The sequence below is a fragment of the Lysobacter soli genome, assembly GCF_003382285.1.
GTDB classification, from domain to species: Bacteria; Pseudomonadota; Gammaproteobacteria; order Xanthomonadales; family Xanthomonadaceae; genus Lysobacter_J; species Lysobacter_J soli.
In genome coordinates this window covers 83500-106225 of record NZ_QTJR01000005.1, presented here as the reverse complement: position 1 = coordinate 106225, position 22726 = coordinate 83500, and the positions used below count along the sequence as shown (strand labels likewise).

17 protein-coding genes are annotated in these 22726 nt (G+C 67.8%); 3 read left to right on the top strand and 14 right to left on the bottom strand.

Features of this window, described 5'->3' with window-relative positions:
- The 12 genes from DX912_RS09075 to DX912_RS09020 all read right to left on the bottom strand — a co-directional run bounded on the left by DX912_RS09075 (position 1) and on the right by DX912_RS09020 (position 14909).
- Positions 1-1893, bottom strand: a complete 1893-nt coding sequence (locus DX912_RS09075) for a hybrid sensor histidine kinase/response regulator (RefSeq protein WP_115842185.1) — start codon at positions 1891-1893, stop codon at positions 1-3.
- A complete protein-coding gene (locus DX912_RS09070) occupies positions 1890-2747 on the bottom strand; it encodes a sensor histidine kinase (RefSeq protein WP_115842184.1) in 858 nt (285 codons plus the stop codon). The genes DX912_RS09075 and DX912_RS09070 overlap by 4 nt, the downstream gene beginning before the upstream one ends.
- A gap of 2 nt (positions 2748-2749) precedes the next feature.
- Positions 2750-3727: a SpoIIE family protein phosphatase gene (locus DX912_RS09065; protein WP_115842183.1), complete on the bottom strand. Its 978-nt coding sequence runs from the start codon at positions 3725-3727 to the stop codon at positions 2750-2752.
- Positions 3718-4113 (bottom strand): anti-sigma regulatory factor, encoded by a 396-nt coding sequence (locus DX912_RS09060; RefSeq protein ID WP_181902772.1) that lies wholly within the window; start codon positions 4111-4113, stop codon positions 3718-3720. Before DX912_RS09060 ends, DX912_RS09065 begins: the two co-directional genes overlap by 10 nt.
- Before the next feature lie 4 nt (positions 4114-4117).
- Positions 4118-4480, bottom strand: a complete 363-nt coding sequence (locus DX912_RS09055) for an STAS domain-containing protein (protein ID WP_115842181.1) — start codon at positions 4478-4480, stop codon at positions 4118-4120.
- Positions 4481-4482: 2 nt separating this feature from the next.
- Positions 4483-5334: an STAS domain-containing protein gene (locus DX912_RS09050; protein ID WP_115842180.1), complete on the bottom strand. Its 852-nt coding sequence runs from the start codon at positions 5332-5334 to the stop codon at positions 4483-4485.
- Positions 5335-5467: 133 nt separating this feature from the next.
- Positions 5468-7219, bottom strand: coding sequence for a cellulase family glycosylhydrolase (locus tag DX912_RS09045; protein WP_115842179.1), 1752 nt, complete (start codon positions 7217-7219; stop codon positions 5468-5470).
- Between the two features lie 6 nt (positions 7220-7225).
- The gene (locus tag DX912_RS09040; RefSeq protein WP_115842178.1) at positions 7226-8749 is read right to left on the bottom strand and encodes a tryptophan halogenase family protein; all 1524 of its coding nucleotides are present in this window, start codon (positions 8747-8749) and stop codon (positions 7226-7228) included.
- A gap of 9 nt (positions 8750-8758) precedes the next feature.
- The gene (locus tag DX912_RS09035; RefSeq protein WP_115842177.1) at positions 8759-9778 is read right to left on the bottom strand and encodes a cupin-like domain-containing protein; all 1020 of its coding nucleotides are present in this window, start codon (positions 9776-9778) and stop codon (positions 8759-8761) included.
- A complete protein-coding gene (locus DX912_RS09030) occupies positions 9762-10469 on the bottom strand; it encodes a SapC family protein (protein ID WP_115842176.1) in 708 nt (235 codons plus the stop codon). The genes DX912_RS09035 and DX912_RS09030 overlap by 17 nt, the downstream gene beginning before the upstream one ends.
- 164 nt (positions 10470-10633) lie before the next feature.
- Positions 10634-13663: a TonB-dependent receptor gene (locus DX912_RS09025; protein ID WP_115842175.1), complete on the bottom strand. Its 3030-nt coding sequence runs from the start codon at positions 13661-13663 to the stop codon at positions 10634-10636.
- Between the two features lie 238 nt (positions 13664-13901).
- The gene (locus DX912_RS09020) at positions 13902-14909 is read right to left on the bottom strand and encodes a LacI family DNA-binding transcriptional regulator (protein WP_115842174.1); all 1008 of its coding nucleotides are present in this window, start codon (positions 14907-14909) and stop codon (positions 13902-13904) included.
- Between the two features lie 338 nt (positions 14910-15247).
- Between DX912_RS09020 and DX912_RS09015 the strand changes: the two genes are divergently transcribed.
- The 3 genes from DX912_RS09015 to DX912_RS09005 are packed head-to-tail and all read left to right on the top strand — an operon-like array spanning position 15248 to position 19925.
- Positions 15248-17752, top strand: a complete 2505-nt coding sequence (locus DX912_RS09015; RefSeq protein WP_115842173.1) for a glycoside hydrolase family 3 protein — start codon at positions 15248-15250, stop codon at positions 17750-17752.
- A 4-nt stretch (positions 17753-17756) separates the two neighbouring features.
- On the top strand, positions 17757-18581 hold the full coding sequence (locus DX912_RS09010) for a polysaccharide deacetylase family protein (RefSeq protein ID WP_115842172.1): 825 nt from the start codon (positions 17757-17759) through the stop codon (positions 18579-18581).
- A gap of 39 nt (positions 18582-18620) precedes the next feature.
- A complete protein-coding gene (locus DX912_RS09005; RefSeq protein WP_115842171.1) occupies positions 18621-19925 on the top strand; it encodes a sugar MFS transporter in 1305 nt (434 codons plus the stop codon).
- Between the two features lie 21 nt (positions 19926-19946).
- Here the strand turns inward: DX912_RS09005 and DX912_RS09000 are convergent, their stop codons facing one another.
- Both DX912_RS09000 and DX912_RS08995 read right to left on the bottom strand, forming a co-directional pair.
- Positions 19947-21203, bottom strand: a complete 1257-nt coding sequence (locus tag DX912_RS09000) for a patatin-like phospholipase family protein (protein ID WP_115842170.1) — start codon at positions 21201-21203, stop codon at positions 19947-19949.
- A 31-nt stretch (positions 21204-21234) separates the two neighbouring features.
- A complete protein-coding gene (locus DX912_RS08995) occupies positions 21235-22689 on the bottom strand; it encodes an efflux transporter outer membrane subunit (RefSeq protein WP_115842169.1) in 1455 nt (484 codons plus the stop codon).
- Between the last annotated feature and the right edge of the window lie 37 nt (positions 22690-22726).

Below are 22726 nucleotides of genomic sequence, written 5' to 3'. Positions count from 1 at the left end.
CTACGCGCCGCCGCGTTCGGAAAGCAGCGTGGCCACGCGCCGCAGCAGGCCGGCGATGTCGACCGGCTTGCTGACGTGCGCATCGAACCCGGCTTCGCGACTGCGCTCCACATCGGTATCGCGCGCGTAGGCGGTCACCGCGATGGCGGGCGTGTCCCGGTTCGGGCCGTCGGTGCGACGCAAGGTCTGCATCAGCGAGAACCCGTCCATGAACGGCAGGCCGACGTCGGACACGATCAGGTCGAAGCGCCGCTCGCCGAGCAGGTTCAGCGCGAGCTCGGCCGACCCCACGTCGCGGACCGTCGCGCCGTGTTCCTCGAACGCGAGCTTCATGAGCCGGCGCGTTTCGACTTCGTCCTCGATGACCAGGATGTCGCGCGCCGACAGTGCCGCCGGGCTGGCCGTCGCCTGTTCGTCGGCGTGCGCGTGCGTGAGCGGAATGCGCACGTCGAAGCGCGCGCCCTGCCCGAGGCCGGGACTCCAGGCGGTCACCGTGCCGCCATGGAGCAGCACCAGTTCGCGCACGATCGACAGTCCCAGGCCCAGTCCGCCCGCGCTGGACGGTCGCGAATGCGCGGCCTGGCGGAACCGTTCGAACAGCAGCGTCGCATCGTCCGGATCGAAGCCGACGCCGTCGTCGTGCACCGACAGCACGGCGTGACCGTCTTCGTCGGCAAGGGTGACTTTCACCACGCCGCCCGGTTCGGAGAACTTGATCGCGTTGGACAGCAGGTTCCACGCGATCTGATGCAGGCGCGGCGCGTCGCCCAGCACCGCGTACGGAATGTCGATGTCCGCCTCGATCGAAATCTGGCGCTGCGCCGCCATTTCGTCGACCGATGCCACCACGTCGCGCAACACGGCGGCGAAATCCGTCGGCGTCGTGGTGACCGTCAGCTTGCCGGAACTGGCACGCGCGACGTCCAGCAGGTCGCCGAGCAGGCGCGCCTGCAGGTGCGCGCTGCGCTCGATCGCCGTGAGCCCCTGGCCCAGGTGCACGCGCGCGTCGGGGCGCTGCAGCATCGAGGACCACATCGAGATCGTGTTCAGCGGATTGCGAAGCTCGTGCGAGACCAGCGCGAGGAAGGCATCCTTGGTCTGATAGGCGGTCTCGGCCTCGGAGCGTGCCGCGCGCTCGCGTGCGAGCAGGCTCTCGCGTTCCAGGCCCAGCGTGTGTTCGACCGTGCGGTCGGCCAGCACGACGACGACGCTTTCCTCGTCCACCAGGCCCACGCGCCATTCCATGAACGCCGTGGGACGGCCCGGTCGTTCCAGCGTCGCGGTGCCGCGCAGCGGTCCGCTGCCGCCGCGCACGGCGTGGAAGGAGGCCGACAGGAATTCCGGCAGCGCTCGCTGCTCGACCGAGAGCGAACCGGCGTAGTCGCGGAACGCGTCGTTGCCGAGCGTCAGCTCGCCCGCGGCGTTGAACACCGCGATGGCGACCGGCGCGCTATCGATGACCGAGGCCAGCTGGGCACGCAGGCTCATCTGCGCCCGTTCGGCCTTGCGTGCGCGCACGAGCGCGTTGATCGTCGCGACCAGCACGCCGGCACCCACCGGATGCGTCAGGTAGGCGTCGCCGCCGGCCTCGAGGCCGACGACCTTGTCGGAGTCCTGCATGTGCTGCGCGCTGAGGTGCAGCACCGGCAGCGACTGCGTGGCCGGATCGGCACGCAGCCGGCGGCACACTTCGAACCCGTCCAGGTCGGGCAGGTTCACGTCGAGCACCACCGCATCGCAGCCCGATGCGAGCCGCAGCGCTTCCTCGCCGGTGACCGCCTCGATCACCTCCATGCCGTTGGCAGTGAGCATGCGTCGCGTCGCGTATCGCGTCGCGTTGGTGTCGTCGACGAGCAGTACCGGGCGATCCAGCAGGTGCGCGTTCGCCATCATTCGGCAGACTCCGCCGATTCCTCCACAGGCCCCTTGACCGGCAGGACGACCGAGAACACCGAGCCCTCGCCGAGGCGGCTTTCCACTTCGACCCGGCCGCCGAGCAGTTCGGCGAACCGCTTGCAGACCGACAACCCGAGCCCGGTCCCGCGCCAGGCGGGCGTCCTCAGCGAACGCACCTGGGAGAACTCGACGAAGAGGTTGGGAAGGTCATGCTCGGCGATCCCGGGTCCGGTGTCGGCGACGGAAAGACGGACGTGATTGTCGGGTTCGGACCGTGCCGAAATGGTGATGGTTCCCGCCTCGGTGAACTTCAGTGCGTTCGATATGAAATTGCGCAGGATCTGCGCGACCTTCTGGTTGTCCGAGAACAGCGCCGGCACGCCGTCGGGTTCCTCGAACACCACCTCCACGGCGGCCGAGGTCGCGATCGGCTTGAACATGCCGCGCAGCGCCGCGAACAGGTCGATCAGCTCGAACCAGTCCGGCGAGATGGTGATGCGTCCGGCCTCGACCTTCGCGAGGTCGAGCAGGTCGTCGACCATCCCGCTCATCTCGGCCGAGCAGGACTGGATGAAGGCGACCTGGCGCTCCTGCTCCTCCGACAGCGGGCCGTCGAAGCGCTCCAGCAGCAGGCGCGCCATGCTCTGGATCGACACCAGCGGCGTGCGGAATTCGTGGCTCATGTAGGACAGGAACCGGCTCTTCAGGTCCGAGACCTGCCGCAGTTCCTCGGCCTTGTCGTCGAGTTCGGCGTATAGCGCCAGCACGCCCTGGTTCGTCTCGGCCAGCTCCTCGCGCAGCATGGCGATCTCGCGCTGAGCGTTGGCCAGTTCCTCTTCGGTTCCGCCCATGGTCAACTCCGGATGGCGACGACCGTGGCGTCGTCGCGGTGTCGATTGCAGTCGCGGAACAACACGCCGCAGACGACCTGCGGGTGCCGGATGCGAAGGCCGGGGTAACGATCCAGCGACCAGCGCCCGCTCAGGCCGTCAGTGTGCACGACGACCAGTCCCCGCGGTTCGACCGCGACCTGCTGCTGCTTCACCGCGGGGAACGCGCCGCCGACGGTGCCGTTCTGGCCGGGCAGGACCTGCGCCTGCTCGCGCCGCTGCACCACGCAGTGCAGGTTGCCGACCGACGCATAGTCGAGCGCGGCCTGCGCGGTCCGGCAACGCAAAGCGGCGGCGGCGCTGCCGCGCGTTCCGCGACTGAGGTCGTTCGCCCGCTGCAGCTGCAGCGAAGGCGCGGTGTCGATGTCTGCGATCGGGCCGACGAACGCCGAGGCCTCGTGCGCCTGCGGGCCGTGGCCGAGGCCGTCGGCCATCACCAGCGTCCAGCCGCCCTCGTCCGCGCGCAGCGCCCACTGGTCGCCGCTGACCGATTCGCCGCGGATCGCAACGGCCAGCGATCCGTATTCCAGCCCCGCCGGGACGACGCCCACGCGCGCGAACACGACACTGCCAGACGGATCGGTATACGCGTCGAACGCCGCCGACAGCCGACGCACCGCGCCCAGGCCGGTGCCGTTGGTGTGGCTGGTCGAGAACCCGTCGACGAAGCATTGCTGCAGGTCCATGCCGGGGCCGTGATCGACCGACACCAGGTCGATTGTGTTCGCCGACGCCGCCTTCACGAACAACGCGCCGCGGCGCGCGTGCTTGTGCAGGTTCGTCGCCAGCTCGACCGCCACGATCAGCGCCTTGCCGGTCAGCTCGTCGGCAACGCCGGCGTCGGCGCAGGCCAGCGCCACCTGCCGGCGCGCGGCCCCGACCTGCGTGGCGTCGTCGATTTCCGTGTGACGCCAGAGGCCGCCGTCGCGGATCATTTCCATCGGCTGATGGTGACGCGCGTGCCGGCTCCGGGTCGGGTATCGATGTTGAATTCCTGGACCAGACGCTTGGCGCCGGACAGGCCGAGCCCGAGTCCGTTCCCGGACGTCCAGCGATCGGTCAGCGCGAGATCGAGGTCGGGGATGCCCGGACCTTCGTCGGCAAAGGTGAGCGTCAGGGTGCGGCGGGCGGCCTGCGCACCGTGCGACCACTGCATCTCGCCACCACCGCCGTAAATCAGCGTGTTGCGCGCGAGCTCGCTCGCGGCGGTGACCATCTTGGTCTGGTCCACCAGCGAGAAGCCGAGCTCCACGCACCATTTCCGCACGGCCTGGCGCGCGGACACGATGTCCTGTTCGCTGCGGAGCGGCATCGTTCCGGACGTCACCGGGTCAGTCCTCCCGCCGCGACTGCATCAGCAACGCCATGCCCTTCTCGACATTGAGCGCGGTGCGCACGCCCGGCATCGCGACGCCCAGCTCGACCAGCGTGATCGCCACCGCCGGGCGCATGCCGACCACGACCGTCTCGGCATCCAGCACGCGGGCCATCGACGAGGTGTCGGCGATGAGGCGACCGATGAAGGAATCGACCATCTCCAGCGCGGAGATGTCGATCACCACGCCCTTGGCGTTGATGCGTTCGATCTCGTTGGTGAGGTCGTTCTGCAACTGCATCGCGACCTGGTCGTGGAGATCGACCTGAATCGTCACGAGCAGCAGGTCCCCCATGCGGAGGATCGGGATCCGCTCCATGGTCAGGCGGCCTCGCCGCCCGACACCACGCGCACGCCGGTGCGCTTCAGTGCCAGCGCCAGCGCGTCGGCGAGGTTCGCCTTGGTGGTCACCTCGCCCAGGTCCACGCCCAGGTGGACGATGGTCTGCGCGATCTGCGGGCGAACGCCGCTGATGATGCAGTCCGCGCCCATCAGCCGGATCGCGGTGACCGTCTTGATGAGGTGCTGCGCGACCAGCGTGTCGACCGTCGGCACGCCGGTGATGTCGATGATCGCGATGGCCGCTTCGGTTTCCGCGATGCGCGTGAGCAGCGTCTCCATCATGATCTGGGTGCGGTTGCTGTCCAGCGTGCCGATGATCGGCAGCGCCAGGACGTCCTTCCACAGCTTGACCACCGGCGTGGACAGCTCGAGCAGCTCGTGCTGCTGGCGCTCGATCACCGCCTCGCGCATGCGCTGGAACGCGCTCACCGCACGCAGGCCGAGGCGATCGACCAGCTCGGTCGCGTCCCACGACAGCTGCGCCATGGCCTGTGCATCACCCGCCGTGCGGGCCTGGATGCGCTCGAACAACGGGCGCTTCAGGGTGAAGACGAACGTCGCTGTCTCTTCCGAATTGAAGCCCTGCTCGACGCGGTCGCGGGCGAACTCGTCGAAGAAGCGGTCCAGGATCGTGAAGTCCACGGTGTCGACGGTGTTGCCGCCGGACGACTGGAGCGCCTGCACCAGCAGGCCGCTCATCTCGTCGGCACGCTTCATCAGGTCGGCCTGGCTGACCCGGCCGGCAAGGTTGCCGGAGACCCGCTGCAACTCCTGGATCCAGCCCGACCGGATCGCGTCCTTCTCGGTCAGAAACAGCTCGTGCAGGTTCATCCGGTACACCCCTGGGAAATGGACGCAGACCTTATCACACGGCGAATACGTCCCATTGACGCGACGTTCGCGGGAGATCTGGTCCCGATGCCGCCCCCTTTCCGGTCTCAGGCGATCCGCAAACGCGAGCGCCCTACCTGGACGGTGCGGAGAAATGCAGGGCGCGAAGCTCCATGTCGGGAACCAGCGCCTCGACGACGAGCGTGTTGCGACCTGCAAGCAGCGGGATGTCGACCGGTTCGCCGACGCGGAGATCGACCGGCGTCGTGCCGTTGACACGGAGCCTCACCGTGCCGCGACCGTCGAGATCCAGCCCATACGTGCCGGCGCGATCGACCGCAATCGTGTACTGCATCCATTCGCCGGGCTGCATGTCGACGACGCGCCAGCCGCTCGCGTCGCGTGCGAGGTCGACGCCATCATTGCGATAGCCCTTGCCGGGGTTCCAGTCGACGCGCGGCTTTCCGCTCTCGTTCGCGGAATTCGTGTCGTGATACGCGACGCCGTCGCGCCCCATGTCGAAATCCACGGCGGCCACGATGCCGCCGTCGTGGGCGATGCGATGGTCGCGGAATGGAACCGCACGGTCCGCATGCGGCGCACGCAGCCAGGCATCGACGACATCGGGATGGACAAGGTTGTATTCGAAGCGGATATCGCGCGTGGCCAGCGTCATGAGTGCGTGCTCCGCCTCATCTGCGGTCGGTCGCTTGCCGTTACCTGCCCAGTACGCGAGCAGTCGGGCGTAGGCCGGATTGGGCTCGATTTGCAGCGGATTGTTGTAGCGGATCTTCTTCAGCGGCCAGGCGGCCCAGCCGATGCCCTCGCCTTCCGCGAGCGCCACCGTTCGCGCGTACCAGTCGTTCGAGTTCTCGCCGGTTTCGCCCAAGTACAGCGGCAACTTCCAGCGATCGCGCAGCGCCAGCAGCTCCGCGATGCTGTCGCGCCCCGTGCCGTTCCAGTATTTGTGGAAGCTGACGACGAGGTTGTCGTCCCAAGGGCCCTCGTCGAGCACGCCGCGGTAATTGTTGCCCCAGCAGTTGCCTTCGATGATGACGATGTGGCGTGTGTCGACTTCGCGGATCGCGCGCGTGGTCCGCTGCAGCAGTTCGCGCAGCGGCGCGTTGCCGGATTCCTTGCAGCCGTTGCGGTCGGCCGCGTCGTGGAAGCCCCAGTTCGGCTCGTTGAGGATGTCGTACGCGGCGACAGCCGGTTCGTCCTTGTAACGTTCGGCCAGGCGACGCCACAGCGCGACCATCTTGTCGCGGTTCGCGCCGTCGTCCCACAGCGATGGCGCAGCGGGATCGCGATCGGCGATGTTGACGTCGTTGCCCTGCCCGCCCGGCGCGGCGTGCAGGTCGAGCACGACGGTCATGCCGTTGGCCTTCAGCCACGACAGCAGTTCGTCGGTGCGGCGGAAGCCTTCCTCGCGCCACGTCTGCTGCCCCGGCACCGGCTCTTCCGACACGGGCGCGGTGTACAGCGCGTAATGCATGGGCAGTCGTACGTGGTTGAAGCCCCACGCGGCCAGCGCGTCGATGTCGGCCTTGGTGACGCGGTTGTCGCGCCAGGCCTGGTAGAACGCCTCGGCCTTCGCTTCGCCGATGAGATCAACGATGCGCGCGCGGATCGAACGCTGGGTGCCCGCGCCGGGCATCTCCAGCATGTAGCCTTCCTGCAGCATCCAGCCACCGAGGCCGACGCCGCGCAGGATCACCGGCTCGCCGCGCTCATCGACGATGCGCGTGCCGTCGGCGCGAAGGAAACCGCCCGCCATCGACGGCGTCGTCGCGAACGCACTGAAGGCCGCCAGCAACCACGCCGCCGCGCGTGCGACATGACCGTGGCGGATCGGGACGGCGCCGGCCTTCCGCAGCGCGCCCATGCGTGCTCAGCCCGCGGCGGCCGGCTCCGGTGCGCGCACGCCCGGGCAATACTGGTCGATGTAGGCCTGGTGCGGCGGCAGCTGGCGCACGGTGTTGTCCACGTGCGCGCGGATGTCATCGAGGAAGCGCCGCAGGTCCGGCTCGCTCATGACGTCGGCCGTGGGGTGGTACTGCTGCGGCATCACGCCCTGCCCCATCATCACCTGGATCCACGAATTCTCGGCGAACAGTTCCTCCGAGCTGCGGAAGACCTTGCCGGTTTCGCGGAACAGGTCGATGCGGTGCTTCAGCGTGGCCGGCATCTCCATGTCCTGCACCGCCTGCCAGTACGGCGTGTCACGGCGGTTGGTGAGCTTGTAGTGCATCACGACGAAGTCGCGCACGTGTGCCAGTTCCGAATCGAGCTGCGCGTTGTACTGGTCGATGTCCGGCTGCGCGATGACCTGCGGGAACATTCGCAGCAGGTGCACGATGCCGCGCTGGATGAGGTGGATCGTGGTCGACTCCAGCGGCTCGATGAAGCTGCCGGCCAGCCCGAGCGCGACGACGTTCTTTTCCCACGACTTCTGCCGCTGGCCGGGCTTGAAGCGGATCGGCCACGGATCCTTGATCACCTCGCCTTCGATGCTGGACAGGAAGTCGTGCCGCGCCTCGTCATCGCTCATGAAACGGCTGGAATAGACGATGCCGTTGCCCATGCGGTGCTGCAACGGAATGCGCCACTGCCAGCCGGCGCTGCCGGCGATCGCACGCGTGTACGGCACGGCGTCGCGAACGGCGGTGGTCTGCGTCGCCAGCGCGCTGTCGTTGAACAGCCAGTGCGACCAGTCGGTGAACCCCACGCCCAGCGCTTGCCCGATGAGCAGGGCGCGAAAGCCCGTGCAGTCGATGAACAGATCGCCTTCCAGCATCGAGCCGTCGGCCAGTTTCACCGCGGTGACGAAACCCGATGCTTCGTCCTTCACGACTTCGACAATCTTGCCTTCCACGCGACGCGCGCCATGGCCCTGGCTGAGCGTGCGCAGGTAGCGCGCGTAGAGGCTCGCGTCCATGTGGTACGCGTAGTTGATGCCGCCGCGCGGCAGGTGCGCGAACTTGTCCTGCAGCGCCGCCTTCAGTTCGACGCAGTAATCCTCGTAGCCGCTGGCGATGCCGAGCTTTTGCCCGCGCAGCCAGAAATGCTGGAAGCCCGCCGACCAGTGGTCCTTGCCGCTGACGCCAAAGGAGTGGATGTAGCGATGGCCCTTGTCGAGCCAGTTCTCGAACGAGATGCCGAGCTTGATGGTGCCCTTCACCGCCGACATGTATTCCTGCTCGTTGATCTCGAGCAGCCGGTGGAACGTCACCAGCGTCGGGATCGTCGCCTCGCCCACGCCCACGGTGCCGATTTCCTCCGACTCCACCAGCGTGATGTCGAGCACCTTGCCCAGCGTGCGCGACAGCGCCGCCGCGGCCATCCAGCCCGCGGTGCCTCCGCCGGCGATGACGACGCGTCGGATGGGACGGGTGCGGATGTCGGTCTCGCTCATGCGGAATCCTCAGCGGTTGAGTCGTTGCAGCAGGCGGGCGCGCAGCGAGCGCGCACGCGCTTCGTCCATCGGCGCGAGCACGCGCCGGGCATCGTCGGGAATGTGATCGGCGGTGGCATCGCCGGGCGCGAAGACGTAATGGCGGAAGATGTCGTCCCAGATCGCGCGCTGCGCCGGCGGCAGGTCGCGCACGGTCATGATCGCGAGCATCAGCGCGTTCATCGGGGTATCCATCCACGCCGGCGACTGCCGCCACCAGTAGTTGACCAGCACGTTGAACGCGTCCAGCCCTTCCATGTGGTGCCACCACATGCTGGGAATGAGCACCGCGTCGCCCGGCTCCAGCAGCGCCGTGCGCGCATGGCGACAGGCTTCGGCGAAACGCGGGTATTTCTGCAGGTCCGGTGCGGCGAAATCGACGAGGCTGATCGGCTGCCCGGCCGGCGTGTGGTCGAGCGGCCCGACGTACAGATTGGGTAACTGGTCGGGCGGAAACAGCGTGACGCGGCGACGCCCCGCGACGACGCAGGCCAGGTTGTCCGGAACGTCCTGGTGCGCGGCGATTCGCGTGCGATTGCCGATCCACACGCTCGCCAGCGGTTCGCGCGGGCCGAACGGAATGTCGTTGTGCGCGCGGAAACCGGGCAGCCACGTGTCGATGGTCGTGGAGGCGACGTAGATCGCGGGCGGGCGTTCTTCCGTCGCGTACTTCAGCAGCGTGTTGAGCACCACGCCCAGCGGCACGTTCTCCTGGCGGAAATTGAAACCGCTCAGGTCGTCGTTGTAGAAGAACCGGCCGCCGATCTCGGGCGGGCCTACCGTCGCGACCACCGGCGGAGCGTCGCGCCGTTCGAACGTACGCAGGTAGGCGACGGCCGCTTCGGCCGAGTCGCGCGCCGCGCGCACCATCGGCCAGTCCGCGACCAGTCCGCGCAGCACGACGGGTTCGCCGGACGCGAGCAGCGCGTCCGGGATCGCGCGAACGTCGACGTCCGCACGTTCGGCGATGGGGCTAGCGCCCGGCAGCATGGCGCCGGTTGAGTCGCTCGATGAGCGCGCGGAACTGCGACACCGACGCGATGGCCATGTAGATCGGCTCGAGGAAGCCGGCGCGCTGCAGTTCGTCCAGCGCGGCCGCATCGAGCGCACGCAGGCGTTCTTCATGGATCGTATGGAATCCGCCGAAGCGGTTGACGGCACCGCCGGGCAGTTCGATATCGATCACGAACGATTCCAGCAGGCCATGTTTCTGCAGCGCGTCGACGAATGCCGGCACCGACGCGAGGCCATCATGCAACGCCAGCAGGACCGAGGTGACGCGCTCGAGGTAATCCGTGGTGCCGCCGTGTTCGCGGAAGAGCGCTTCGCCCTGCCCCGCCTTCGTGCGCGGGTGGTCGAGGTCGACGTGCACGGTGAGCGCTTCGCCGTCGCGGCCGATCAGGAACGGCTGGCGCTCGATGGCGAGCGGAATGTACGTGGCGTCCCAATGGCCGCCGTCGAGGAACAGGTTGTCGCCTTCGCTGAATCCGAACAGCGCGACCGGCTGGAACGCGCCCTCGCCCGTGCGGCGGAACACGATCGGGTAATGCGACTGCACGTTGCGGAATTCCGCGGGAAAGGTCGCCGCGCACATCACGTCGTCGCCGAGCGCCGCCAGGCGGCGGGTGTCGATCCGCAAATCGCGGTGTTCGACGTTGTTGAGCGCTGCGTGGTTGGGCATTGCGTCCTCTTGGTCGAACTTCGCGGGATTCGGCGACGCTGCGCCCTCCCGCCCATCCTTGCATCCTGCCTCACATCCGGCCAGACAGCGGGCCGCCGGTGGCGCGGCGGCCCGCTCCCTGGCCGCGCGACCGGATGGCCGCGCGACACTGCCCGACCGCGACGTCAGAAGTTGTAGCGGAAACCCAGCACGTAGCGGGGCCCGTACTGCGTCGCGTACAGCACTTCGTTCTCGTGGCGACCGAAGATTCGCATCGTCTCGTCGGTGAGGTTCAGGCCTTCGAACTGCACCGTCATCTGGTCGTTGATCTTGTAGCCGATGCTGATGTCCAGCTGCCCGTAATCGTCCACGTACTGCGGGTTCGGGATGCCCGATCCGTCAAACACCGCCGACAGGAACTGGTCGCGCCAGTTGTAGGCGGTACGGATCTGCCAGGCGTCCTTCTCGTAGAACAGCACCAGGTTCGCCGAATCGCTCAGGCCCACCAGCGCGAACTGCCCGCCGATGACGTAGTTGTCGTAGCTGAGGTCCGGACTGTCGACGATGGTGTAGTTCGCCGAGACGCCGAAGCCGCTCTGCCCGAACATGTGCTGGATGTTGAACTCCCAGCCGTCCAGCGACGAGTCCTCGCGGTTCGCCGGCGAGGTGATCTTGAACGATGCCAGCGGATCGCTGGCGAGCCCGTTGATCGTACCGGTGAAGTTGCCGTTCGCGTCCTGCCCCGTCGCCGTCACGCCCGGCTGGCCGTTGAAGTTGGCGAAGATGTAGTTGCGGATGCAGGTCACGTCGGCCTGGATGCAGCCGCCCGCCAGCGCCGCGTTCCAGTACGCGCCACCCACCGGCGTGTGCAGGTTGAACGGCGTGGCGCCGTCGCTGCCGCCCACGTCGATGATCTGCGTGGTGCCGATGTAGTTCTTGATGTCCTTGCGGAACCAGCCGGCCGACACGTAGCTCGACTCGCCGTAGTACCACTCCAGCGACAGGTCGAAGTTGTCCGACACCAGCGGCTTGAGCGTGGGATCGCCCTGCGTGCCGGTGCCGCCGTCCACGCGCACGATCTGCTCGAGCGTGCGTCCGCCCTGGATGTCCGCCCAGCCCGGCCGGCCGATGGTCTGGCTGTAGCTGCCGCGCAGGATTACCGCGTCAGTGATCTCCAGGTTGAGGTCGAGGTTGGGCAGCCAGTAGTCGTAATCGCCCTTCAGCGTCGCGAAGGCCGGGTCGGCGAAGATCAGGTTGAGCTCGTTCGCCGACTGCCAGGTGATGCCGGTCGCCACCGGCACCAGCGCCGACGAGGTGACTTCCGTCTTCTCGTAGCGCACGCCGACGGCCACGTTCAGCGGCATTTCCCAGTCGAACTTCGTCGTGTACTGCAGGTACGCGCCGCTGGACTTCTCGTTGGTGCGCAGGTCGCGGCTGAATTCGTCCGGCGCGCGGTACCAGTCCGGGCGCCCGGTCAGTTCGGCCGCGCGGTTGCGCAGGCGGTCGAAATCGAACAGCAGGAAACGGTCGGTGAAGTTCGACGAGTTGTGCCCACCGAACTGGTCGAAGTACTGGCCCATGCTGTCGGCGAACCAGATGTCGTCGTCGTAGTCCGCCGGCGTGCCGACGCCACCCCATGTATCGCGCTGCATGAAGCCGTACGCGGTGCGGTTGTCGACGTCGGTGTAGGACGCGCCGAAGTCCAGGCCGGAGTACTCGCCGAACTCCCAACGGCCCTTCAGCTGCGTCTGGTCGATCTCGGACTTGGAGTACGCGTTCTGGAACACCGAACCGGTGACCAGCGCCTGCGACGGATCCACGCCCGCCACGCCCGGCGGCAACGCGATGTTCACCACCGGGAACTCGCCGCTGAAATCCACCGACGTCGTGCCGCGCACGAACGCCGCCACGCCGAGCACGCCGGCCGAACCCCAGGGGCTGTCCGGCTTCGTCTCGGCCGACGAGCTGTGGTAGTCCAGCTGCAGGTCGAGCGCGTCGGACACCTGCCAGTCGACGTTGAAGCCCAGCGATTCGTTCTTGTTGACGTTCGCCAGGCGCATGCCGCCCATCGAGATGTCGGACGTCGCCGGGTTGATGATCTCGGAGTAGTAGATCGGCGCCGCGACCGGGCCGTCGGTCCAGGACGTCACCGACGGGCCGAAGTTGAACCACACCGACAGCTCGTTGCGCTGCTGCTGGATCTTGTTCTCGGCGTAGGTGTAATCCAGCGTCGTGGTGATGTTGTCTGCCGGCGCCCACTGCAGCGTCAGCTGGCCGTTGGTGCGCTGGCGCTGCACGCCGTTGACGCTGTAGTTGAGGTTCTGCGGGACCGAATAGATGTCGGTCGGGCCCGGACGGTTGGTGATGTTCTCCGAACCCGGCGTGCCCGGCTGCGGGATCGTGCCCCAGTTGTTCTCGTCGCCGCGGAACGGACGCCAGCCATTCGGAACGGCGGCCTGGCTGAAGCCGAAGTCGCGTTCCTGGTAGCTGCCCGTCAGCGCGACGCCGAACGTGCCGTCGGCATAGCGCTGGCTGAAGATGCCGGAGATCTCCGGCGTGATGTCGTGGCCCTGCAGTGACTTGGGCAGGTTGCCGTTGGAGGTGTCGTGCACCGCCTTCAGGCCGACGTTGATGACCGGCTCCGACTCGAGCGGCCGTGCCGTGCGGATGTTGATCGTCGCGCCGATGCCGCCGGGCGGAACGTCGGCGCGGCTGGTCTTGTAGACCTCGACGCTGGAGATCGCCTCCGACGCCAGGTTGGCGAAGTCGAACGCGCGCGAGTTCGACACGCCCGCGCCGTTGGCGTTGCCCGAGGTCGGCATCTGCCGGCCGTTGAGCAGCACCATGTTGTAGTCCGGCCCGATGCCGCGCACCGTCACCTTCGAGCCTTCGCCCAGCGTGCGGTCGATCGACACGCCGCTGATGCGCTGCAGCGATTCGGCGAGGTTGGTATCGGGGAACTTGCCGATTTCCTCGGCCACGATGCCATCCACGACGCCCTGCGAGTCGCGTTTCAGGTTCATCGAGCCGGTCAGGCTCCCGCGGATGCCTTGCACGACGACGGCGTCGAGCGTGCGGGCATCCTCGTCCGCCGAGGCGGTGCGTTGTCCCGCTTCGGCGGCGGGCGCGGTCTGCGCGTAAAGCGGCTGGCTCAGTGCCAGCAGCAATGCGGACGTCAACAGTGTTCGCTTGGGGGCGACACGCAACTGCTTCATCGAAACTCCTCCCAGAATTCACGACGTAGAAGATGCAGGCGTGTCGCCACACAGGCCCGCAAAGTAAGTGCGGGCCGATTGGAACCTCGGGTTGACAGCGCTGTCAACTCTGACCGTGAAGACGCCCGTCGAGTGTGCGCGGAGTCTTGTTTTCCAGCGTATTTCGATGTTGCAGCGCAGCGACTTCACGCCATCGGCGCGCAGAATGAGAGCGCTAACATTCCTGTCGCAAAGAAAATCAGCGACGCCGCGGAGCCTGCGTCGACTCGCGCATGAGCACCGCGTGATCGACGCGCAACATCCGTCCTGCTCCCGGCGATTTGATCCGCGCGAGCAGCTCCAGCGTCGCCAGCCGCCCCATCTCCGACGTGGGCTGCCGGATGGTGGTCAGCGCGGGATAGATGTGTCGCGAGATCGGCGTGTCGTCGAAGCCGCACACCGAAAGATCGCGCGGCACCGACAGTCCGCGTTCGGCCGCGATGCGAATGACGCCGGCCGCCATGTCGTCGTTGGCGGCGAAGATCGCCGTCGGCGGCGAGGCCAGCTCCAGGAGTTGCTGCGCGCCCGCACAGCCGGATTCGTACGAGAACGCGCCCTGCACCACCAGCTCGGGGTCGAACCGGATGCCGGCGCGCTTCAGGGCCTCGCGATAGCCGTCGAAACGCCACTGGCAGGCGCCGTGCCTGGCCGCGCCCTTGATGTGGCCGATACGCGTGTGCCCCAGATCGATCAGGCGCGCCATCATGTCCAGCACGGCGGATGTCTCGTCCATCGCCACGCCGATCCGGCCGGCGGCGTTCTTCGGTGCGATGCAGGCGAAGGGCACGCCTTTCTGCTCCAGCACGCTGATCAGCTGCGTGTCGTCGGTAAGCGGCGGGATGAGCACCACGCCATCGGGACCGAAGTTCCGGAACAGCCCCTGCATGTCGGCCACGCGTTCGCGGCCCACGCTCACAGGCGCCAGGAACAGGTTGTAGTGGTTCGCGAGGCACGCTTCGAGCATGCCGTTCTGGACTTCCATCATGTAGTTGCGCGACGGGTTGTTGTAGACCAGCGCCACGCTGTACGAACGCTGCGCCGCCAGGCTGCGCGCCGACGGATTGGGCTTGTACTGCAGCTTGTCCATCGCCTTCATCACGCGCGCGCGCATCTCCTCGCGCACGTTGGGCTCGTTGTTGAGCACGCGCGAAACGGTCTTCATCGACACGCCGGCGGCTTCCGCCACATCCTCGATCCGAACACGCATTGCACGCTCCCTGGTCGTCCAACCGCTGCGAATGGTGCCAGAACCGTCCTGCAACCCGATGGTCACGCCGACAAACTCGCGCCATCGACAACTTTCGTGCGCATCATCGTGCTGCGTCGCAACAGCCGTTGCGCAGGCATGCGCGGCGGAATGGGCGCTTGATCGCCGAATGCACCACGTCACGGCGACGACGATTGACTTCACCAGCCTCGCCTTGTATTGACAGCGCTGTCAACCGCCGGCCGTCGGCGCGTCGAATGCGCGAATCGCGGCCTGCGTCACTGCGGTATCCAGCCAGGGAGCAGATCGTGCAGGCGAGAGTCTTCGTTGGAACGGGCATGTTGGTGATGGGACTGGGCCTGGCGCACTTCGGCGCGAACGCCGCACCGCCGGCGCAACTGCAGGACTGGCCGCGCATCGAAAGCGCGGTCAAACGCGACGAGGCACTGGAAGCGCGCATCGCGACGATCCTGAAAGGCATGACACTGGCCGAGAAGGTCGGCCAGATGACGCAGCCGGAGATCAAGTCGATCACGCCCGAGGACGTGCAGCGCTACCACATCGGTTCGGTGCTCAACGGCGGCGGCTCGTGGCCGGGCATGAACAAGCGTGCCACGGTGGAGGACTGGCTGAAGCTCGCCGACCGCTACCACGCGGCATCGATGAAAGCGCGCACCCCGATCCCGGTGATCTGGGGCACCGACGCCGTGCACGGCCACAACAACGTCTTCGGCGCCACGCTGTTCCCGCACAACATCGGACTGGGCGCGGCGCACGATGCCGCGCTGGTCAGGCGCATCGGCGAAGCCACGGCGCAGGCCACGCGCGCCACCGGCATCGACTGGGTGTTCGCGCCGACGCTGGCCGTCGCGCAGGACGTGCGCTGGGGCCGCAGCTACGAGAGCTTCTCGTCCGATCCGGCCGTCGTACGCGAATACGCCGGTGCCTACATCGCCGGCCTGCAGGGCGACCTGCGCGCCGACGGCACGGTCGTGGCCACGGCCAAGCACTACATCGGCGATGGCGCGACCGACCAGGGCCGCGACCAGGGCAACGCGATCATCCCGAAGCTGGAAATGGTGAACGTCCACGGCCAGGGCTATTACGGTGCGCTCGGCGCCGGCGTGCAGACCGTGATGGCGTCGTTCAACAGCTGGAACGACGTCGCTGGCGGTGTCGACTACGGCAAGATGCACGGCTCCAAAGCGCTGCTCACCAATGCGCTGAAGGACAGGATGGGCTTCGACGGTTTCGTCGTGTCGGACTGGAACGGCATCGCGCAGGTGCCCGGCTGCGAGAACGCGAGTTGCCCGCAGGCGATCAACGCCGGCATCGACATGGTGATGGTGCCCGACGACTGGAAGGCCTTCATCGCCAACACGATCAGACAGGTCGAAGGCGGCGAGATCCCGATGGCGCGCATCGACGACGCCGTGACGCGCATCCTGCGCGTGAAGCTGCGCGCCGGTATGTTCGATCGCAAACCGTCCGACGGCCAGTTCGCCGGAAAGGCCGCGGCGACCGTGCACCGCGACCTCGCCCGCCAGGCGGTGCGCGAATCGCTGGTGCTGCTGAAGAACGAGCGCGGCGCGTTGCCGCTCAAGCCGGGCCAGCGCGTGCTGGTGGTCGGCAAGAGCGCCGACAGCTTCGCGAACCAGGCCGGCGGCTGGTCGTTGACCTGGCAGGGCACCGACAACACCAACGCCGACTACGGCAATGCCGACACCGTGCTGACCGGCCTTCGCGAAGCGCTGGGCGCGCAGAACGTGGTGTTCGACGAAGACGGCACGGGCGCGGACCGGAACGCCTTCGACGCCGTCGTCGCGGTCATCGGCGAAACGCCGTATGCGGAAACCAACGGCGACATCGTCGGTTCGGAGAACATGGCGCACAGCCGACGCCATCCGGAAGACCTCGCGGCGCTGCGCGCAGCGAAGGCGTACGGCAAGCCGGTGACGACGGTGTTCCTGTCGGGCCGCCCGCTGTACGCGAACGACCTGATCAACCTGTCCGATGCGTTCGTGGCCGGCTGGCTGCCGGGTTCGGAAGGCGCCGGCATCGCGGACGTCCTGGTCGCCTCGCAGGACGGCACGCCGCGCCACGATTTCAAGGGTCGGCTGTCATTCTCGTGGCCGGGCGTGCCCTGCCCCGCCCCGGAGAATCGCCCCGATCCGAAGCGCCCGGCGCTGTTCGCGCGCGGCCATGGCCTTTCGTATGCGGCGCCCGGCACGGTCGGAAAGCTGCCGGAACCGAAGCAGGATGCCTGCGGTGCGGCGACGTCGATGCCGGTGTTCAACACGCGCGACGCGGTGCCCTTCGCGATGTACGTGGAAGCCGGCGGCGCGGCGCAGGCGCTGGGCGCATCGCTCAACGACACGCTCGAATTCCCGCAGGGCAAGCCGGCCATCCGCGTGGCGACCACGCAGATCAACACCCAGCAGGATGCCAAGCGCGTGACGTGGCTGGCACCGGCGCGCGTGTTCTCGCGCAGCGCCGGCAACAACAACCTCAACGCGATGGCATCGGCCGACGGCGCGCTGCAATTCGATGTCCTCGTCGACGTCGCACCGACTTCGCCCGTCACGCTGACGATGGGCTGCGGAAAGACCTGCAGCGGAAGCGTCGACATCACGCAGGCCATCACCCGCGCGGGCATCGGCAAGAAGGCCACGATCAACGTGCCGCTGAAGTGTTTCGTCGCGCGCAAGGTGGACCTCGGCGGCGTGGACATGCCCTTCAGCGTCTCGGCCGATGCGCCGTTCTCGGCGGCGTTCACGCGCATCGCGGTGGTCGCGGGTGCGGCGAAGAGCGCCGGCGCGATCGACTGCGGGCAGGCGCCGTAAGCCGATGCCCGGACGCGTCGCGATGTCGTGGCTCTGCTTCGCGCTGGCGGCGTTGCCCGTCGTCGGCGCGCACGCGGCGCCCCCGTTCCAGTGGCCGGAAGGCCGACGCGCGGCCGTGAGCCTGGCCTACGACGATGCGTTGGATTCGCAGCTCGACATCGCGATTCCGGCGCTCGGTCGCCACGGTTTCAAGGGCTCGTTCTACGTGCCGCTGGCGAATCCGCCGATCGCGACGCGCCTTGCCGACTGGCGCAGCGCCGCACGCAACGGCCACGAGCTCGGCAACCACACGCTGTTCCACCAGTGCTCCGGTGCGGGCGCTGATCGCGACTGGGTGCCACCGGAGCGCGACCTCGACACCACCACCGCCGCGCAGATGCGCGATCAGGTTCGGCTTGCGAACACCATGCTCGACGCCATCGACGGCGCCGGCCCCCGACGCACGCTCACCCTGCCCTGCGGCGAGTCGAAGGCGAGCGACGGCGACTACGCCGCGCTGGTGAAGGACGACTTCGTGGCGATCAAGGTCGGTGGCGGCGCGGTGACGCCGGACATGGCGACGCTCGATCCCGCGGCGGTCCCCGTGGGCGCGCCGGCCGGACTGACCGGCAAACAGCTGATCGCGATGGTCGAGGACGCCGGGCGGCGTGGCACGATGGTGAACTTCACCTTCCATGGCGTCGGCGGCGACTACCTCACCACCAGCGCGCAGGCGCACGAGGAGCTGCTCGACTACCTGGCCCGCCACCGCGACCGCTATTGGGTCGATACTTTCCTCAACGTGATGACGTACGTCCGGCGGCAGCGGCCACCCGCCGCGGCGCCCTGAAACCCCTTCCGCAGCGGCACAAGACCGAGAAAAGCCCGCATGAACCAGCAGCGCCACCTGTCCTACCCGGCCGCGATCGCCATCGTCAGCCTGATCTTCTTCGCCTGGGGCGGCATGACCAGCCTCAACGACGTGCTGATCCCGCATCTGAAGGCCGTGTTCGCCATGAACTACGCGCAGACGATGCTCATCCAGTTCACGTTCTTCGGCGCGTATTTCCTCATGTCGCTGCCGTCGGGCTCGATCGTCTCGCGGCTGGGGTACAAGCCGAGCATCGTGATCGGCCTGCTCACCGCGGCGGTCGGCGCACTGCTGTTCTATCCCGCGGCGAAGCTGCCCTCGTACGGCGTGTTCCTCACCGCGCTGTTCGTGCTCGCCAGCGGCATCACGCTGCTGCAGGTCGCCGCGAACCCGTATATCAGCCTGCTCGGTAACCCGGCGACGTCTCACAGCCGGCTCAACCTCGCCCAGGCACTGAACTCGCTGGGCACGACGGTGTTCCCGTTTTTCATCGGTCCGCTGATCCTGTCCGGCGCCGTGCTCGGCACCGAGCAACTCGCCGCGATGACGCCCGAAGCGCTGGCGACCTACCGCACGGCGCAGGCACAGTCGGTGCAGGTGCCCTACGTGCTGCTCGCCGCCGGGTTGGTGCTGATGGCCGTGCTGGTGTTCGCGCTGCGCATCCCGCCGCTGCGCGAGGCCACCGACGCGGCCGACGGCCGCCATCACACCTACGCCGAGGCGCTGCGTCGTCCGCACCTGCGCTGGGGCGTGCTGGCGATCTTCCTGTACGTCGGCGCCGAAGTGTCGATCGGCAGCTTCCTGATCAACTACATGGCGATGCCGGACATCGGCGGGCTGAGCGAAGCCACCGCGAGCCGTTACCTCGTCTGGTACTGGGGCGGCGCGATGGTCGGCCGCTTCATCGGCGCGGCGCTGATGACCGTGGTCGACGCGCGCAAGCTGCTGGCGCTGTTCGCCGTCGTCGCGGCCGTGCTGCTGGCCATCACGATGGGCAGCAAGGGCAGCATCGCGTTGTGGAGCGTGCTGGCGATCGGCCTGTTCAACTCGATCATGTTCCCGACGATCTTCACCTCCGCCATCGAGGGCATGGGCCCGCTGACCGGCAAGGCCTCGAGCCTGCTGGTGATGGCGATCGTCGGCGGCGCCGTGATCCCGCTCGCGCAGGGTGCGCTGGCCGACCACATCGGCATCCAGGCCGCCTTCTTCCTGCCGCTGGCCTGCTACGCGTACATCGCGTGGTACGGCCTGCACGGTTCGCGCCTGGGCGTGCAGGCGCTGCCGCACGACGCCGTGCAGACGCCGGTGCGCGCGATGCACTGAGTGCATGCCGCGAACGCCCGCTCACTCGGCGGGCGTTGACGGCACCAGCATCCCCGGCGGGCTTGTCAGCCATTGCGGGCCCGCCAGCGCGGCGGCGTATCCGGTGTCGTACAGCGCGGTCATCCCGGCCGGATCGAAGAGGATGGGATCAGGCACTTCGACCTCTTCCGGGATCGTCACCCAGTGGAAGTTGCCGCCGTTGCGCTGCGCGATGGCGAACTCGCGGAACAGGTCGCCGACCATGCCCGCGCGTCCGGCGGTCTCGATGACCCGCATCGCGATGCCGCGCATGGAGCGCTCCGTCGGCTTCGGGCGCGGATGCAGCTGCCCGTTGTGGACCAGGAAGGTGTCTTCGTACGCCCTGAAATGGCCCGCACGACGATAGATCTCCGTCGGATTGAAGATGCCGGAGTTCATGAACACGTTGGCGCCGATGAACCCGTCGACATGCATCTCGTCGTAGCGTTTGCCGTTCGCCTCGACCTCGAACATCACCGGCGGAAACACCAGCGGGATCGCCGCCGATGCCAGCATCACGCGGCGGAACAGATCGTCCCCGGCGGGCGTGCCGTACGTGGCGATCAATCCCATGTTCCACACGACGAAGCGGCGCGAGTCGAGGTCGACGGTACCGACGTACAAACGTCTTCCGCCACGATGCGCCGCGGCGACGTCGCGCAGCAGCGCGTGGTCGATGTGGCGCGCGATGAGCGCTTCCAGCGGCGCGGTGCTCGCCAGCGAATCGCGACGCAGCAGTGCCATCAGCGGCGATCCGGCGGTGAATACGTCGGGCGCGGTCGTCGTCGTATAGAACCGATGGAGCGCGCCGTCGTACTTCGAACCCAGGAACGCGAACGGCGCCATCAGCGCACCGGTGGAGACGCCCGTGACGATCTTGAAGACCGGCCGTTTCTCCGTGCGCGTCCAGCCGTTGAGGAAGCCCGCGCCGAACGCGCCGTTGGCACCACCACCCGACAACGCGAGATGCGGATAGCGCACCGCGCCGTCGGCATCCGGTGGGAAGTCCTCTCGCGATTCCTGCTCCATCGACTGTTCGAAATCGCGCTGCATCAACGCATTGGGGCGCCCGGCGAAGGCGCGCGCGTCGGGCATGCCGGGAATCAGCGCGACCGGCGTCTGGTCCGCGGGCACGGGATTGCGCGGGATCGTCACGCAGCCAACCAGCCAGGCCGCGCACACGGCGAGAATCACGACACGCGCCAGGCGAACCGGGCGACGTGCGAGGACCAGACAAGGCGGCAGCGGATCAAGGCTCATGCGGGTTCATTGCGTGCCGGCGGCCGCGACGTCACCGTCGCAGGCCCTCCGTCTCCGTCGACGTGTCCGAAGCGGTGCCGGTCGCCTGCGACGGATCGACCGCATCGACCCACCCGCCCCCCATCGCGCGGTAGACCTGCACGATCTGCGTGTTGCGTTCGGCACGCACGCGCACGAGCGCGATCTCCGCGGCGAACAGCTCGTTGTCGGCGATCAGCACTTCGACATAGCCCGCCATGCCGTACTCGAACTTCAGCCGCGACAGCCGCGCCGATTCGCGCAGCGCCGTCACGCGCGCCGCCTGCCGCGCCAGTTCCTCCTCCTTCTTCATCGAGCCGGTAATGGCATCGTCCGTCTCGCGGAACGCGTTGAGGATCGTCTGCTGGTAGACAAGTACCGCTTCGTCCTTCTGCGCCTCCGCCGAACGCACCTGCCCCTTGATCGCGCCGAAGGTGAAGATCGGCCCCGCAAGGTTGGCGCCGACCAGCCACGCGCTGGCCGGCCCGGTGAGGAAGTTGCCGAACGACGTGCTCGTCGAGCCCAGCGCGCCGGTGAGCGTGAGGTCCGGGAAGTACAGCGCACGCGTGGCGCCGATGTTCGCGTTGGCCGCAACGAGGTTCTGTTCGGCCTGCAGGATGTCGGGCCTGCGCTCGAGCAACGAAGACGGCAGATCGGCCGGAATGCGCGGCGGAACCAGCTGGTCGATGGTCAACCCGCGCGGGATCGCACCGGGGTTTCGTCCCAGCGTGATCGAGATGAGGTTCTCGACGGCGGCGATCTGCTGCTCCAGCACGGGGATCGTCGCCAATGCCTGCTCGTGCTGCGATTGCACCTGCGACACCTCTGTCTGCGAGACGACGCCCGCCTTGTGCCGCAGGTCGAAGATGCGCGCCGTCTCGCCGAAGTTGTGGGCCGTCGCTTTCGCGATTTCCAGCTGGCGGTCCAGTTGCCGCAGCGTGATGTAGCTGGTCGCCACGCTCGTCACCAGCGAGAGCAGCACGCCCCGGCGTGCCTGCTCGCTCGCATACACACGCGCCTGCGCCGCTTCGTTCAGGCGCCGCACGCGGCCGAACAGGTCGATCTGCCACGTCGCGCCCAGTGAACCCTGGTAGAGCGTGAAGTACGGATCGCCGCCCGCCGGGATCGGCGGCTGCCCCACCCGGCTCGCCTTCGCGCGGGTGGCATCGACGTCGTACCCCACCGTCGGGAAGAAGCGCGAGCGCGTGGCGGTGAGCGCACCGAGGAACTGCTCGACGCGCGCCGCGGCGATGCGCACGTCAAGGTTCTCGGCGAGCGCGGTCGCGATGAGATCGTCCAGCACCGGATCATTGAACGACGTCCACCACCGGGTATTCGCGACGACCTGCGCTTCTGCGGGCTGCACGCGCCAGGCGCCGGGTGCGTCGATCGTCGGACGTGCGTAGTCGGGACCGAGCGTGCAGCCGGCTGCGAATACCAGCACTACCGTGGTGATGAGGAGTCTCATGTCGATACCTCCGCGGCGCGCCGGACAAGGGGCATTG

Bases quoted from the DNA above. Each gene is read 5' to 3' on its own strand.
- DX912_RS09075 (WP_115842185.1), bottom strand. From the start codon at position 1,893: ATGATGGCGAACGCGCACCTGCTGGATCGCCCGGTACTGCTCGTCGAC.
- DX912_RS09070 (WP_115842184.1), bottom strand. From the start codon at position 2,747: ATGGGCGGAACCGAAGAGGAACTGGCCAACGCTCAGCGCGAGATCGCC.
- DX912_RS09065 (WP_115842183.1), bottom strand. From the start codon at position 3,727: ATGGAAATGATCCGCGACGGCGGCCTCTGGCGTCACACGGAAATCGAC.
- DX912_RS09055 (WP_115842181.1), bottom strand. From the start codon at position 4,480: ATGGAGCGGATCCCGATCCTCCGCATGGGGGACCTGCTGCTCGTGACG.
- DX912_RS09050 (WP_115842180.1), bottom strand. From the start codon at position 5,334: ATGAACCTGCACGAGCTGTTTCTGACCGAGAAGGACGCGATCCGGTCG.
- DX912_RS09045 (WP_115842179.1), bottom strand. From the start codon at position 7,219: ATGGGCGCGCTGCGGAAGGCCGGCGCCGTCCCGATCCGCCACGGTCAT.
- DX912_RS09040 (WP_115842178.1), bottom strand. From the start codon at position 8,749: ATGAGCGAGACCGACATCCGCACCCGTCCCATCCGACGCGTCGTCATC.
- DX912_RS09035 (WP_115842177.1), bottom strand. From the start codon at position 9,778: ATGCTGCCGGGCGCTAGCCCCATCGCCGAACGTGCGGACGTCGACGTT.
- DX912_RS09030 (WP_115842176.1), bottom strand. From the start codon at position 10,469: ATGCCCAACCACGCAGCGCTCAACAACGTCGAACACCGCGATTTGCGG.
- DX912_RS09025 (WP_115842175.1), bottom strand. From the start codon at position 13,663: ATGAAGCAGTTGCGTGTCGCCCCCAAGCGAACACTGTTGACGTCCGCA.
- DX912_RS09020 (WP_115842174.1), bottom strand. From the start codon at position 14,909: ATGCGTGTTCGGATCGAGGATGTGGCGGAAGCCGCCGGCGTGTCGATG.
- DX912_RS09015 (WP_115842173.1), top strand. From the start codon at position 15,248: ATGTTGGTGATGGGACTGGGCCTGGCGCACTTCGGCGCGAACGCCGCA.
- DX912_RS09010 (WP_115842172.1), top strand. From the start codon at position 17,757: ATGCCCGGACGCGTCGCGATGTCGTGGCTCTGCTTCGCGCTGGCGGCG.
- DX912_RS09005 (WP_115842171.1), top strand. From the start codon at position 18,621: ATGAACCAGCAGCGCCACCTGTCCTACCCGGCCGCGATCGCCATCGTC.
- DX912_RS09000 (WP_115842170.1), bottom strand. From the start codon at position 21,203: ATGAGCCTTGATCCGCTGCCGCCTTGTCTGGTCCTCGCACGTCGCCCG.
- DX912_RS08995 (WP_115842169.1), bottom strand. From the start codon at position 22,689: ATGAGACTCCTCATCACCACGGTAGTGCTGGTATTCGCAGCCGGCTGC.